The following is a 13,306-nucleotide window of genomic DNA, read 5'->3' as shown; positions in this document are numbered from 1 at the left end:
GCCCAAAAAGTTCCCTCCAGAAGCCAGCCTGTCAGATGAGTCAACTTCTAACGTTCTCACCGGGTTTCTCATGAAGGGCGGTCGGGCAGCAGCCTCGGCGGTGCGTTAGAGCAGGGCTTGGGAGGCCAGGCTGGACCGCGAACGTGCAAGACCTTGCACTTCTAGGCCCCAACAAAGAGAGCCAGCTCACGGTGAGCTGGCTCCGGGAAGGCGGAGGGGTGTCGAAACGCTCAGGAAGTCCTCAGGAAAAGCCTCAGGGCTTGGCGGCGTCTTGGGCTTCGGGGGGCGGGGGGGTGGGGGCGGCCCCCCAGCGGGAGAGCAAGTCAGAGGCGATGTCGCGGTAGATAGGGGCCGCGAGCTGCGAGCCGTGGTAACCCCGTTTGGCCCCGTGGGCCATCACCGCGATGGTGACGCGGGGGGTATCGGAAGGGTAGGAGACGATGCCCGCGAAGGTGCTGTCGTAGAGGCTGCGGGAATACCCCTGCGCGCCCAGGGACACTTGCGAGGTGCCCGTCTTGCCCGCGAGGTCGTATCCCTTGAGGCCCGCTTGGGTGGGAATGGCCTCCTGGACGACCTCCTTGAGCATGATGCGGACGGTGCGGGCGGTCGCCGGGTTCAGCACGTCGCGCCGCTCTCCAGCAGGCTCGCCCTCAACCAAACGGGGGGCCACGTAGCGCCCATCGTTTGCGAGGACGTTGTAGGCAGCGGCGAGTTGCAGGGTCGTGCTGCTCATGCCCTGGCCAAAGGCATTGGTGGCCCGCACCAGGTCGTTCCAGTTGCGCAGGGGCTGCAAGCGGCCCGTGCTGCTCGCGACGGTCGGCAACTCCGGGTAATCTCCAAATCCGTACGCGAGGAGGTAGCCCCGCATCCGCTCCGGCTCAAAGTGCTCGACGATATGGGTCATGCCGACGTTGCTGCTGTAGCGCAGGATTTCGCGGGTGGTCAGGCGCTTCGGGTGCTGCACGCTGTCGCCGATGGTGCTGCCCCAGCGGTCGCCGACATAGCGGCGCATCGGCGTGTCATAGACCGTATTGGGGGTGGTCAGCCCCTCGTTAAGGGCCGCCGCGACCACCAGCGCCTTGACCGTCGACCCCGGCTCGTAGACGTCGAGGAAGGGACGGTTGCGCCGGGTTTCCGGCGAGTACACCCGCCACTTGTTGGGGTCAAAGGGCGGATAGCTTGCGGCAGCGAGGATGCGCCCCGTACGTGTTTCGAGGACTACAACTGAGCCGTACTGCGCCTCATGTTCGGGCACGTAGCGGGCGAGCGCGGCCTCGGCAGCGGACTGGGTGGCGGGGTCCAGGGTCAGGCGCAGAGGCTGCCCGGCCTCCAGGCTGCGGTTGTAGGCGGCTTCGAGGCCCTCTAGACCTTCGGTCGCGCCCATCATGCCCAGCACTTGCCCGGCGAGGGTTCCTTGCGGATAGACCCGCTCGCCGCCCACGCTGCGGGCCAGCACGGTGCCGTCACGGGCGAGGATGGGGCCGCGCGACTGGACGACCGAGCGCTTGACGCCCTGCGGCACCCCCCATTCGAGCTGCGCGTAGGCCCAAACCAGGGTCATGAAGAGCAGCAGCGCGACGGCCTGCATCCAGCGCGAACGCTTCTGGATTTTCACTTCCATTCGGTCTTGACCTCCAAGGTGGTTCGGGGTTTGAGGGGCGGGGGAAGCTTCTCGCTGCCAAAGCGCCCCGTGGTGGTCGGCGAGCCAGCAAAGCGCCGCATCCCATTGGCAAAGGCCCAGTCGCGCACTCGCGCCGACCCGGTCAGGCTCTGGACCCGCAGTTCCAGCTCATCGCGCAGGGTGGTGAGTTGGGCTTCACGTTCCTGCGCGGCCCGCAGCGCCGGGCGCACGTCCTGGGTCATGGCCCGCGCCCCCACCAGCAGCAGCGCGAGCGCGATGTAGATGGCGAGGTACCGCACCGCCCGCGCCCGCCAGGTGGCGACGCTCACGTCGAGTTGCGAGAAGTCGGGAAAACGCCAGCGGCTCACGAGCGCACCTCCCGGCCTGACAGTTCCTCTGGAGCGAGCTTGCGGGCGGCCCGGAGCTTGGCGCTGCGGGCGCGGGGGTTGCGGGCCTGCTCCTCGGCGGAAGCCTCGACTGGGCGCTTGGTAAGCGCTTCGAGGGTGGCCGACCCCCGCAAGAAGCGTTTGACGATGCGGTCTTCCAGCGAGTGGAAGGAGATGACGGCGAGGCGGCCCCCCGGCGCGAGCACCCCCTCGGCGGCGGCCAGCCCCTCGCGCAGCGCACCGAGTTCGTCGTTGACGTGAATTCGCAGTGCCTGAAAGGTGCGCCGGGCTGGATGAATGCCGGGCGAAAAACCGGGATAGGCCCGCTTGACGACCGCTGCGAGGGCCGCGGTCGTCTCGATGGGGGCTTGCTCGCGAGCCTGCACGATGGCGCGGGCGATGCGGCGGGAATGACGGTCCTCGCCGTACTCGTAGATGATGGCGGCGAGTTCCTCTTCGGGGAGGGTGTTCACCACGTCGGCGGCAGAAGGACCCGCCTGACTCATGCGCATGTCGAGCGGCGCGTCGGCGTGATAAGAAAAGCCGCGCCCGGCGTCATCGAGCTGAAAGCTGCTCACACCGATATCGAGCAGCACGCCGTCTACCTGCTGAACGCCCAGGCGCTCCAGCAGGGCCGCGAGGTCGCGGTAGTTGCCCTCCACGGCGGTCAGGCCAGGCAGGGCAGCGGCGCGGGCGCGGGCCAGGGCGTAGGGGTCCCGGTCGATGCCGATGACGGAGGCACCCGCCTCCAGCAGCAGCCGGGTGTGTCCAGCACCGCCCAGGGTGCCGTCTACGATGACCCGGCCCGGCGCGGGCGCGAGGGCGTCCAGCACCTCGGTCGCCAGAACGGGGATATGAGCGAGGGTGGAGGCCAAGGGGTCGTCGGGAAAAAGGGAGGTCATGTTCAGTTACGCCACGAAATGGGCGAGAAGTTCGGGGTTGGGCGGGTTTTGCTGCACGGCGGCGATGGCCGCCTCCCAGCGGGCCGGAGTCCACAGCTCCAGACGTCCGGGGGCACCCGCAACGATCACGTCGTTTTCAAGCCCAGCGAAACTGCGCAGGGCCAGCGGCACCGAGACGCGGCTTTGGTTGTCCAGCCGCGCTTTGCTGGCACCGGAATAGAAAAACCGCACGAACGCGCGGGAGGCCGCGTCCGTGAGGGGAAGGCCTTCAAGCTGCTCTTCGACCCGCCGCCAGCTTGCCAGCGGAAAGACGTACAAGCAGCCCTCCATGCCGCGGGTGAGAATCATCCCGTCCTCGACGAACTCCCGGAACGCCGGAGGCATGACCAGGCGGCCCTTGTCGTCGATGGTGTAGGGGTACTCTCCAAACGGCACGGTCTTTGCCTCTCACTTCCCACGTGTCTCCCACCAGCAGCATTCGGCGGCACGCGACGTGCAGCCGGGCCGCGGCGTTCCAGACGCGACGGTCGGCTGCTGTCCGGAGTGTAACAGCGCTCCCCACGCTTTACCACCGATTCCCACCAGCCTCCCACTTTTAAGGCCCATGCTCCCCTCTTCTCCCACTCATCCTGTCGGGGCGACTGCCCCTGCCTCCCGACTCCCCCCAGCCTCTACCCTCCGGAGCATGAGACTGAATCCGGTGATGGCGGGAGCGCTCCTCGCGGCCCTGGGGGTGGGGCTGGGGGCCTTTGGAGCGCACGGGCTGCGGGACACGCTGAGTGCGGGCGACCTCGCCACCTTTGAGACGGGCGTGCGCTACCAGATGTACACGGCGCTGGCCCTGCTCGCCTTGGGGGCGAGCGGACGGCGGGGGGTCTGGGGGGCGCTGCTGCTCGCGGGGGCCGTCGTCTTTAGCGGCAGCCTGTACCTGCTGGTCCTGACTGGGCCGCGCTGGTGGGGGGCCGTCACTCCGCTGGGCGGCGTGCTGATGATGGCCGGACTGCTCGCAGCAGCCTGGCAAGCCCGCAGCGCGGGAGGAGGAAGCCCCTAGAGCGGGGTCACGGACAAAGAGCAGGCCCGCCCTCCCTGGTGGGAAGCGGCGGGCCTGTAGGGAGCGGGGAGGCGATAAGCCGGGTTCTGTCTCCCCCGGTCAAAGGGGGCATGGCCATCTCTCTGGGATGCGCGTCGCCGCGCACCTCTAGCGACCATCCTGGCGGTCTTCGGAGCGGGCCGCTCCTCGCGCACGGTCGGGTCTTGCACCGGATGGGGTTTACCAGCGCCCCCGGTCTCCCGGCGGCCTGGTGCGCTCTTACCGCACCGTTTCACCCTGACCAGCTCCACCCGCGCCGGGGTTAAGCGGAAACTGGCGGTCTGGTTTCTGTGGCACTGTCCTTCGGCTTCGCCGCCTTCCCCCCGGTTCGGCGCTTCAGAGGGACGCTTGGCTCGCCGACCAGCTGTTAGCTGGCATCCTGCCCTGCGGTGCCCGGACTTTCCTCACCCCTGCGGAGCAGGAGCGCGGCCATGAACCTCCCCGCATCCACGAGTGTAGCAGGGGGAGAGGACCTGCACTCCGCTTAGGGTGACAGGAGCAAAGCCCGCTTTGCCGCCGCTAGCCCCAGCGCTTCAGCGTTTGAGCCTCCTGCCGTTCCCAGACCCGGCGGGGCACCTCGGCGGGATGCAGCAGCCAATGCAGGTCGCGGCGGCTGAGTTCGCGGTACTCGCCGGGGCCGAGGTCGCCGAGCCACAGGCCGCCCATGCGCAGCCGCAGCAGCCGCACGACCGGATGCCCGACCGCCGCGAGCATCCGCCGCACCTGGCGGTTGCGGCCCTCGCCCAGGGTGACCAGCGCGCCGCCGGGGGCAGGCCGGGCGCTCAGGGCCTGGGCGGGGCCGTCCTCCAGCAGAAGGCCGCGCTCCAGCCGGGCGAGGTCGGCGGGGTCAGGGTCGCCGCGCCCGGCGGTCCAGGCGCGGTAGACCTTCTCGTGGCCGTAGCGGGGGTGGGTCAGGCGCAGGGTAAGGTCGCCGTCGGTGGTAAGCAGCAGCAGCCCCTCGGAATCGCGGTCGAGGCGGCCCACCGGATGCAGGCCGGGCACCGGGGGCATGGCGTCCAGGACAGTGCGGCGTCCGTACTCGTCGCGGGCCGAGGTGACGTACCCAACAGGCTTGTGCAGGAGGTAGGTGACGGCGGGTGGAGCCGTCACCTCGATGAGCTGGCCGTCCACCCGGATTTCGTCGGTGGGGAGCACGGTGCGGCCCAGGGTGGCCGTCTGGCCATTCACCGTGACGCGTCCCGCCGCAATCAGGGCTTCGGCGGCCCGGCGCGAAGCGACCCCCGCCCGTGCGAGGCGCTTGTGCAAGCGCTCTGGCGCGGCGTCCGGGGTCACGCGCGCTCTCCCCCAGCTTCTCCCCGCTCCCGGCGGGACGACTGCGGCCAGTTCAGCAGCCCCAGCACCGCCAACGCGCCCAGCACGGCGGCCAGCCCCAACAGCGTGAGGCGCAGGGCCGGGTCCAGGGTGCCCCCCAGCCGCAGCAGGGCAGGCACCAGCGCCGCGACGAGCAGCAGGTTGCCCCCCGCAAGCGCCCCCGCCCCCAGCGGGTCCGGACGGCGGCTCGCGGCCAACAGCAGCACCCCCCAGGCGAGCACCAGCCCGCCGCTCGCGCGGGCCAGCCACAGCGGGGAAACACCCAGCAGCCCCGCGACCCCCGGCGGCAGAAAATACAGAAAGAGGCCCACTGGCACGAACACCAGCGCTGTCAGCCACAGGGCAACGCGCAACACGCTCTGCAGTATGCGGCACGCGTGGCCCGCTCAGGCTGCTAGGGTCTGGGCCATGCCCGTGTTCGCCGTGGACAAACCGCTCGGCCTGACCTCCCACGACGTGGTGAGCCGCGCTCGCCGCGCCCTGGGCACCCGGCGGGTGGGCCACACCGGAACGCTTGACCCGCTGGCCACCGGGGTGCTGGTGCTGTGCGCGAACGACTCCACCAAGCTGGTGCAGTTCATGGAGCGCGACTCCAAGGACTACCTCGCCTGGATTTCGCTGGGGGCGGGCACGCCCACCCTGGATGCCGAAGGCCCCATTAGCGAGCGGGCCGAGACCCCGCTGCCCGACGAAGCCCGCGTGCGGGAGGTGCTCTCTTCCTTCCTGGGGCCGCAACTCCAGGTGCCGCCGCAGTACTCGGCCATTCAGGTGGGGGGCGTGCGGGCCTACGCCGCAGCGCGGGCAGGGGGCGAGCTGGAGCTGGCGGCGCGTCCGGTCGAGATTCAGGCGCTGGAACTCCTCGGCAGGTATGCCTCGGTGCAGGAAACCCCCCGAACCTTCGCGCCCGGCCCGGCGGGCTGGACCCCGGACCCGGCGGGGCGTCCCTTCACCCTGCCCCCCGCGCTGGGCGACTTTCCCACCCTGCTCGTCCGCGCCCGCGTGGGCAGCGGCACCTACCTGCGCTCGCTGGCGCGGGACGTGGGGGCGGCGCTGGGGGTTCCTGCCCACCTCGCCGGGCTGGTACGGACGCGGGCGGGCCGCCATGACCTGACGGACACCGTGCCCCTGGAGGCCCTCGCGGACGCCTCAGGCCTCCCCGACCTCGCCGTGCTGGACTTCCCGCACCTTGAGGCCGACGAGCGCCTCGCCCGCGAGCTGCGCCAGGGCAAGCGCCCCCCACACCCGGCGCGGGGGCGGCACGTGGTCACGCTGGAGGGGGCACTCGTGGCGGTGGTGGACGGCGACGGCGAGCGGCTGCGGGTGGTGCGGGCCTGGGCGTAGCTCAGGCCCGCGCTGGCTCCACCCGCACCACCCCTATGCCTTCCAAAGCCCCCGCCAGCGCCGTCAGCCGCTCGTCCCCCAGCGCGGGGGCGATGAACTGCACGCCGACGGGCAAGCGCACGCCCCCCACCGTCTCAAAGCCGGCGGGCACGCTGAGGGCCGGGAGTCCGGCAAGGTTCACGGCCACCGTGTCCACGTCGGCGGCGTACATGGCCAGGGGGTCGCCCATCTTCTCGCCCAGCCGGAAGGCGGGAAAGGGGCTGGTGGGCGAAACGAGGAGGTCGACATCACCAAAGGCCCGCCCGAAATCGTCGGCGATGAGGCGGCGCACCCGCATCGCTTTGCTGTAGTAGGCGTCGTAGTAGCCGCTGGAGAGGGCATAGGTGCCGATGAGAATGCGCCGCTTGACCTCGTGCCCGAAGCCGCGCTCGCGGGTCGCGGTCATGCTGCCGCTGACGTCCTCCGCCGGGACGCGCTCGCCGTAGACCATGCCGTCGTAGCGGGCGAGGTTGCTGCTCGCTTCGGGCATGGCAATCAGGTAGTAGGTGGCGACCGCGTGCCGCAGGTGGGGCAAGCTGACCTCGCGCACCTCCGCCCCGGCCCCGCGCAGGGCGGCGAGCAGGGCTTCCAACGCCGCCTCCACCCCCGGCGTATTCCCCTCCAGGCTCTCGCGAATCACGCCGACCCGCAGTCCGCGCAGCTCGTCCGGGCTGCCCACGCGAAAAGCCGGGGGTACGTCCAGGCTGGTCGCGTCGCGGGGGTCGTGCCCGGCGAGCACATTCATGACCAGGGCGAGGTCGGCGGCGGACCGAGCAAAAGGGCCAATCTGGTCCAGGCTGCTCGCGTAGGCCACCAGCCCGTAGCGGCTGACCCGCCCATAGGTCGGCTTGAGGCCGTACACGCCCGTCAGCGCGGCGGGCTGGCGCACCGAGCCGCCCGTGTCGCTGCCCAGGCTCAGGGGCACCAGCCCCGCCGCCACCGCCGCCGCGCTCCCGCCGCTGCTGCCGCCCGGCACCCGCGAACGGTCCCAGGGGTTGAGGGTGGGGCCGTGGGCGCTCGTCTCGGTGCTCGACCCCATCGCGAACTCGTCCATGTTCGCCTTGCCGACAATCACGGCCCCCGCCGCTGTCAGCCGCTCGACGACGGTCGCATCGTAGGGTGAAATGTAGTTCGCCAGCATGCGGCTGCCGCAGGTCGTCAGGGTTCCCCGCGCATTGATGTTGTCCTTGAGCACAATGGGCACCCCCGCAAGAGGCAAGGTTTCCCCCTCTGCCACCCGCTCGGCGACCCACATGGCCGCCGCCTCCGCCCCCGCATTCAGACTCACAACCGCATTGAGGGAGCGGGCCATCCGGATGCGGGCCAGGGCTGCTTCCAACAGAGCCTGCGGGGAGGAGGCCCCAGACTGAACAGCGCGGGCGAGGGCAGCAGCGGTGGAAGGCTGGACGGACATGGCACAGAAGGTATCAGCCGCACCGCGCCCCCGCGATTTGCACCGCTAGGATACCCCCATGAACCTGACGACCGAAGTGGCTTGGACTCGACTCCAAGCGACGCTTCAGGGCCTGGTGGCGGCCCTGCCCAATGTCCTGCTGGCCACACTGGTCTTTTTGGTGTTTGTCCTCGTCGCCCGCTGGGTGGGTCGGGCGGTAGGGACTGTGGCGGCACGGGCCGGACAGGAGCCAGGAGTCTCGCGGGTCTTTTCCCGGCTCGCGTCCTGGGGAGTCTTGGCTTTCGGCTTGCTCGTTGCCCTCACCATTCTGATTCCCAGCCTCAACGCAGCTTCGCTGTTCAGTGCGCTGGGAGTGGGCGGCGTCGCCATCGGGTTTGCGTTCAAGGACATCTTTCAGAATCTGCTCGCGGGGCTGCTGCTGCTGGTGACCCGGCCCTTTCGCATCGGCGACCAGATTATCAGCGGCTCCCACGAGGGCACCGTCGAAGACATTCAGGTGCGGGCGACCCTGCTGCGAACCTACGACAATCGCCGGGTCGTGATTCCCAACAGCGAGCTGTACACCAACCGGGTGGTGGTCAACACGGCCCACGACCGCCTGCGCCTCGCCGTCGCGGTAGGCATCGGCTACGGCGACGATATCCCAAAGGCCAAACGCATCATCCTGAATACGCTCGCCCAGGTTGAAGGGGTCCGCACCGACCCGCCGCCCACCGTGCTGGTGCGCGAGTACGGCGACTTCAGCGTCAATCTGGAAGTGCGTTTCTGGATTGACCCCCCCATTCGGCGGGAGGCCGTCGAAGTTCAAGACCGGGTGCTGGAAGCCCTTAAACCTGCCCTGCTCTCGGCGGGCATCGACCTCCCCTTTCCCACCCAGCAGGTGCTCTTTCACAACCAGACCGAGGAAACAGACGGCGACCGCACGCGCCAACGCGAAGGCTGGCCCGCCCCGCCCCAGGAGGCAGCAGCCGGCAGCCGGCAGCCGGCAGCCGGCAGCCAGAGGCCAGCAGGCACAAGCGAAGAGCTGAGAGCTGACAGCTGACGGCCGAGAGCCAACCGCTGACCGCTCTCCCCTAGCCCCGCAGCAGCCCCGCGAACTCGGCCCCCTCCAGCGGCGGCAGGTCCTCCAGACCGCGCAGGCCGAACTCCAGCAAGAAGCGCTCGGTCGTGCCGTACAAGAGGGGCTGGCCAAGGGCGTCCGAGCGGCCCACCACCTTGACGAGTTCGCGTTCCTGAAGGGTGACGACCGTGCCCGCGCTGCCGCCACGCATCGCTTCTATCTCGGCGCGGGTGACGGGCTGGCGGTAAGCGATGATGGCCAGCACCTCCAGTGCGGCGGCGCTCAGTGGGGGCAGGGGCGGTGGGGCCAGCAGCGGCGCGAGAGGCGCGGCGAGGGCCGGGGGCACGACCAGGCGGTAGCCTCCCGCCACCGCTTCGACCTCGAAGCCCAGTCCCGCTTCCCGCAGCCGGGCAGCAAAGTCCTCCAGGATGCGGGCGGCGGCCTCCGGCGGCACCCCCAGCAGCTCAGCCACCTCCCGGCGGGTGAGGGGACGTCCAGCAGCGAGCAGGGCCGCGCCGACCAGCTGCTCTGGCGGGGGCGTCATGGGCGGCGGCCCTCCAGGCGCGCCCGCACCTCGTCCACGGGAAGCGCCCCCTCGCGCAGGACCTCTAGCTCGCCGCCCGCCCCCACCCTGACCACGGTGCTGGCCTCGCCCCGTGCGGGAACGCCGCCGTCGGGCAGCAGAAAGACGCCCAGGTCGTAGCCTTCCGCCTCAGCGAAGGTTCGCGCCGCCGGACGCCCCGCCGGGTTGAGGCTGGTCGTGGCGAGCAGGCCCCCGCAGGCCGCGAGCAGGGCCGAGGCGACCGGGTGGTCGGGCAGGCGCAGCCCCACCCAGCCGCCGGGCGCAAGGGGGGACGGGCAGGTATCAGACGCGGGCAGCACCAGGGTCAGCGGCCCCGGCCACAGCTCTGCGAGCGCATCCACGACCTCCGGCGTGCGGGTCAGGGGCCGGGCATGGGCCACGTCCAGGCACGACACCTGCACGGGCTTGGTGGGGTCGCGGCCCTTGAGGGTAACGAGAGCGGCCAGCCCCGCCGGAGACGCCGGGTGCGCGGCGAGACCCCACACCGTCTCAGAGGGATAGCCGACCACGCCGCCCCTGACGAGCAAGGCCGCGGCCCGGGCAACTTGGGAGGCAACCTCATGGGAGACAAACAAGGGTGTGTTCATGGGAGGAGGAAGGGAACGTCTTCCCCGTTGTAAGGGGAACGCAAGACCCCCGCCACTATAGTCAGCGCCATGCCGGTCTACGAATACCGCGTCCGGGACCGCTCCGGAAAAATCCTGAAGTCCCAGATGGAGGCCGAGACCGAGCGGCAGGTCCGCGACGCCCTGCGCGCCAAAAACGTCTTTATCGTCGAGATTAAGCCCCCCAAAACGGGCCTGAACGCCGACGTCAAGATTCCGGGTCTGACCGACCGTCCGCCCGGCCTCAAGCAGGTCGCCATCTTCTCCAAACAGCTCGCTACCCTGATTAACGCGGGCGTGCCGCTCGTGCAGTCCCTGGCCATCTTGCAAAAGCAAATAGAGCACAAGGCCTTTCAGGGCATCGTGGCGAGCATCCGCACCGATGTGGAGGGTGGCACTCCCCTGAGCGAGGCCATCGTCAAGCATCCCAAGGTCTTTAACCGTTTGTACGTCAACTTGGTGCGGGCAGGCGAGACCAGCGGCACCCTGGACGCGATTCTCGACCGCATCGCCGCCTTCCAGGAAAAAGAACTCGCCCTGCGCGGCAAGATTAAAAGCGCGATGACCTATCCGGTCATGGTGCTGGTCTTTGCGCTGGGCATCACTTATTTTCTGCTCACGACCATCGTGCCGCAGTTTGCGGGTATCCTCGCACAGCTCAACGCGCCGCTTCCGGCCATCACCCGGCTGCTGATGGCGGTCTCCGACTTTCTCAAGAGTTCGGGGCTGCTGATTTTCGGCATGATCGGGCTGATCGTGGTGGCCTACCGCTTCATCTACAAGACGCCAAAGGGCCGCTCCGCCATCGACGACATCAAGTTGCGGCTGCCCGTGTTTGGCAAGCTGCTGCAAAAAAGCGCCATCGCGTCCTTTGCCCGCACCTTTGGCCTGCTCATCAGCAGCGGCGTGAACATCATCGAAAGCCTGGAAATCACCAAGGGCACCGCAAACAACGCTGTCGTCGAAGAGACCATCGAGAACGCCAAGAACGTGGTCATGGTGGGTGAGCCGATGAGCGCAAGCCTGGCCACGAGCAAGGTCTTTCCGCCCATGGTCGTCAGCATGGTGTCCATCGGCGAGGAGACGGGGGCACTCGATTCCATGCTCGGCAAGGTCGGCGACTTCTATGACCGCGAGGTCGACGAAGCCGTCGAAAGCCTCACTGCCGCCATCGAGCCGCTGATGATCGTCTTCCTAGGAGTGATCGTGGGCACCATCGTCGCGGGCATGTTCCTGCCGATGTTCTCGATTATCGGGCAGCTCAGCCAGTAAGCCCGTCGGCTCCTCTCCTTCTGGAGTGCCGATGGGGGCCAGCAAAGCCGCAGCTCCCGCGAGCAGCCCGATGAGTTCAGACCTCCCTGGGAGCTGTTGGTGAGATACTGGCCCGCGTGATTCCCCGCGACCAGCTTCAGACCGCTGCCGAGCGCTTCGGCACGCCCCTCTATGTCTATGACGCTGCCGAGATAGACGCCGCGCTGGGGCGAGTGCAGGCGGCCTTTGGAGGAGCGCGGGTGTACTACGCCATGAAAGCCAACCCCAATCTTGCCCTTCTGCGGCGGCTGCACGGAGTGGGCATCGGCTTCGAGTGCGTTAGCGGCGGAGAAATCGCACGGGCCGCTGCGGTGGGGGCCTGCGGAGAACAAGTGCTCATCAACGGCCCCGCCAAGCTGCCGGACGACTACGCGGCGGGCGCGCGGCTGGGCGCGACCTTTGTGGTTGACCGGGAGGAGGAAGTGGGCCTTTTGCCCCCCGGCTCGCGGGCGCTTGTGCGGGTCAATCCGGCCCTCGCGGTGAGCACCCACGCCCACCTCGCGACGGGTGCGGCGAGCAGCAAGTTCGGGGTCACGCCCGCACAGGTGCCGGGCACGTTGCGGGCGCTGCGGGCCGCCGGACATACGGCGCTGGGCCTCCATGTCCACATCGGCAGCGCCATCCGCGACGCCTCTGACTTCAGCGTGGCCTTTGCCCGGCTCGCCGAGCTGCACCCGGAGGTCGGGAGCTTGGAGGTGCTGGACGTGGGGGGGGGCTGGGGCCTAGACGCCGACCTGCCGGGCATCGCGCAGGCGGCGCGGGAGGCGGCCTCGGTCTTTGGGGCGGCGCTGTGGGTCGAGCCGGGGCGGTACCTGGTGGCGCGGGCGGGCACCCTGCTGACGCGGGTGGTGGGCACCAAGCGCACCGGGCGCAACTTTGTGCTCACTGACGCGGGCATGACCGAGCTGCTGCGGCCCATGCTGTATGGGGCCGAGCATCCGGTCACTGCCCTGTGGGAAGGCAGCGGCGCAGCGGAGCTTTGGGACGTGGCAGGGCCAGCCTGTGAGAGCGGCGACCTGCTGGCACGGGACGTCCCCCTTCCCGCGCCCGTACCCGGCGGCCTGCTGGCACTTGAGGAAGCTGGAGCCTACGGCGCGAGCATGAGCAGCACTTACCTCACCCGTCCCCGCCCCGCCGAGGCGCTCTGGGAGAAGGGCGAATGGCGGCTGGTGCGGCGCCGCGAGGCGCTAGAGGACCTCTGGTCAGCGGAAGCCGGACTGGACTGAGGGGACCCATAGGGACTCTGCCTAAAAGGCCAACTGGTCAACCGGTCGAGGGGCAACGCTGACGCGCGACCCGTCCGGTGTCTGCCCGGAAGTGGAGGAACTCGGACGGAATCCCGATGAAGAAGTAGGTGCATCCTCTCTAGGGGTCAAAAGTCAGATGGAGACTTGAGAAATCGGCTCCTGTACGGTGTTTTCTGCAATGAAAGACCCCCGGAGCCGCCCCGCTCAGTCTAGCCTCACTGCCCTGCTCGCTGAGCACTTCCCGCTTGATCCTCGTCGCCTGACCGTCCTGAGCGCCCTGATCCTGGCCGTGATTCAGGCACGAAGCGTCGTCCTCTACCAGCTCGTCCAGATCGTTGACCTCCCCGGCTCAAACGACACCGTGTACCAACGCCT

The 13,306-nt window shown here is 69.2% G+C and carries 14 protein-coding genes, 1 other RNA gene and 1 pseudogene; 6 read left to right on the top strand and 10 right to left on the bottom strand.

Features of this window, described 5'->3' with window-relative positions; genetic code table 11:
- Positions 1-253: 253 nt before the first annotated feature.
- From H565_RS0112305 to mraZ, 4 genes are read right to left on the bottom strand one after another with little or no spacing between them, the layout of a single operon-like run.
- Positions 254-1,621, bottom strand: a complete 1,368-nt coding sequence (locus tag H565_RS0112305) for a peptidoglycan D,D-transpeptidase FtsI family protein (RefSeq protein ID WP_027461295.1) — start codon at positions 1,619-1,621, stop codon at positions 254-256.
- Entirely contained in the window at positions 1,612-1,989 is a 378-nt protein-coding gene (locus tag H565_RS0112300; RefSeq protein WP_027461294.1) for a hypothetical protein, read from the bottom strand. Before H565_RS0112300 ends, H565_RS0112305 begins: the two co-directional genes overlap by 10 nt.
- A complete protein-coding gene (gene rsmH / locus H565_RS0112295) occupies positions 1,986-2,909 on the bottom strand; it encodes a 16S rRNA (cytosine(1402)-N(4))-methyltransferase RsmH (protein ID WP_027461293.1) in 924 nt (307 codons plus the stop codon). Before rsmH ends, H565_RS0112300 begins: the two co-directional genes overlap by 4 nt.
- Before the next feature lie 6 nt (positions 2,910-2,915).
- Entirely contained in the window at positions 2,916-3,344 is a 429-nt protein-coding gene (gene mraZ, locus H565_RS0112290; protein ID WP_027461292.1) for a division/cell wall cluster transcriptional repressor MraZ, read from the bottom strand.
- 250 nt (positions 3,345-3,594) lie between these two features.
- On the opposite strand from mraZ, the gene H565_RS0112285 reads away from it, so the two are divergent.
- Positions 3,595-3,960, top strand: coding sequence for a DUF423 domain-containing protein (locus H565_RS0112285; RefSeq protein WP_027461291.1), 366 nt, complete (start codon positions 3,595-3,597; stop codon positions 3,958-3,960).
- Between the two features lie 59 nt (positions 3,961-4,019).
- Here H565_RS0112285 and rnpB read toward each other — a convergent pair.
- The 3 genes from rnpB to H565_RS0112275 form a co-directional block, all read right to left on the bottom strand.
- An RNA gene (gene rnpB / locus H565_RS15855) (RNase P RNA component class A) lies at positions 4,020-4,444 on the bottom strand.
- A 74-nt stretch (positions 4,445-4,518) separates the two neighbouring features.
- A complete protein-coding gene (locus H565_RS0112280) occupies positions 4,519-5,292 on the bottom strand; it encodes a pseudouridine synthase (RefSeq protein ID WP_027461290.1) in 774 nt (257 codons plus the stop codon).
- Entirely contained in the window at positions 5,289-5,687 is a 399-nt protein-coding gene (locus H565_RS0112275; protein WP_027461289.1) for a hypothetical protein, read from the bottom strand. The genes H565_RS0112280 and H565_RS0112275 overlap by 4 nt, the downstream gene beginning before the upstream one ends.
- 52 nt (positions 5,688-5,739) lie before the next feature.
- Between H565_RS0112275 and truB the strand changes: the two genes are divergently transcribed.
- Entirely contained in the window at positions 5,740-6,672 is a 933-nt protein-coding gene (gene truB, locus H565_RS0112270; RefSeq protein ID WP_027461288.1) for a tRNA pseudouridine(55) synthase TruB, read from the top strand.
- 1 nt (position 6,673) lies between these two features.
- Here the strand turns inward: truB and gatA are convergent, their stop codons facing one another.
- Complete coding sequence (gatA, locus tag H565_RS0112265; protein ID WP_027461287.1) at positions 6,674-8,125, bottom strand: Asp-tRNA(Asn)/Glu-tRNA(Gln) amidotransferase subunit GatA; 1,452 nt, start codon at positions 8,123-8,125, stop codon at positions 6,674-6,676.
- Positions 8,126-8,183: 58 nt separating this feature from the next.
- On the opposite strand from gatA, the gene H565_RS15380 reads away from it, so the two are divergent.
- Complete coding sequence (locus H565_RS15380) at positions 8,184-9,167, top strand: mechanosensitive ion channel family protein (RefSeq protein ID WP_051363603.1); 984 nt, start codon at positions 8,184-8,186, stop codon at positions 9,165-9,167.
- Between the two features lie 31 nt (positions 9,168-9,198).
- Here H565_RS15380 and scpB read toward each other — a convergent pair whose 3' ends face one another.
- Both scpB and H565_RS0112250 read right to left on the bottom strand, forming a co-directional pair.
- Positions 9,199-9,729: an SMC-Scp complex subunit ScpB gene (gene scpB / locus H565_RS0112255; RefSeq protein ID WP_027461286.1), complete on the bottom strand. Its 531-nt coding sequence runs from the start codon at positions 9,727-9,729 to the stop codon at positions 9,199-9,201.
- Entirely contained in the window at positions 9,726-10,355 is a 630-nt protein-coding gene (locus tag H565_RS0112250) for an L-threonylcarbamoyladenylate synthase (RefSeq protein WP_027461285.1), read from the bottom strand. Before H565_RS0112250 ends, scpB begins: the two co-directional genes overlap by 4 nt.
- A 69-nt stretch (positions 10,356-10,424) precedes the next feature.
- Between H565_RS0112250 and pilC the strand changes: the two genes are divergently transcribed.
- From pilC to H565_RS15375, 3 genes and pseudogenes are all read left to right on the top strand, one after another.
- Complete coding sequence (gene pilC, locus H565_RS0112245) at positions 10,425-11,645, top strand: type IV pilus assembly protein PilC (RefSeq protein WP_027461284.1); 1,221 nt, start codon at positions 10,425-10,427, stop codon at positions 11,643-11,645.
- Between the two features lie 116 nt (positions 11,646-11,761).
- Positions 11,762-12,910 carry a diaminopimelate decarboxylase gene (lysA, locus tag H565_RS0112240; RefSeq protein ID WP_027461283.1) on the top strand — a complete coding sequence of 383 codons (1,149 nt, stop codon included), beginning with the start codon at positions 11,762-11,764 and terminating at the stop codon, positions 12,908-12,910.
- Between the two features lie 199 nt (positions 12,911-13,109).
- Positions 13,110-13,306, top strand: a pseudogene (locus tag H565_RS15375) (IS4 family transposase); the annotation flags it as partial.

This window comes from Deinococcus murrayi DSM 11303, from assembly GCF_000482805.1.
Classification (GTDB): domain Bacteria; phylum Deinococcota; class Deinococci; order Deinococcales; family Deinococcaceae; genus Deinococcus; species Deinococcus murrayi.
Note: the sequence above shows the minus strand (reverse complement) of the source record. Positions and strands in the feature narration are given on the sequence as shown.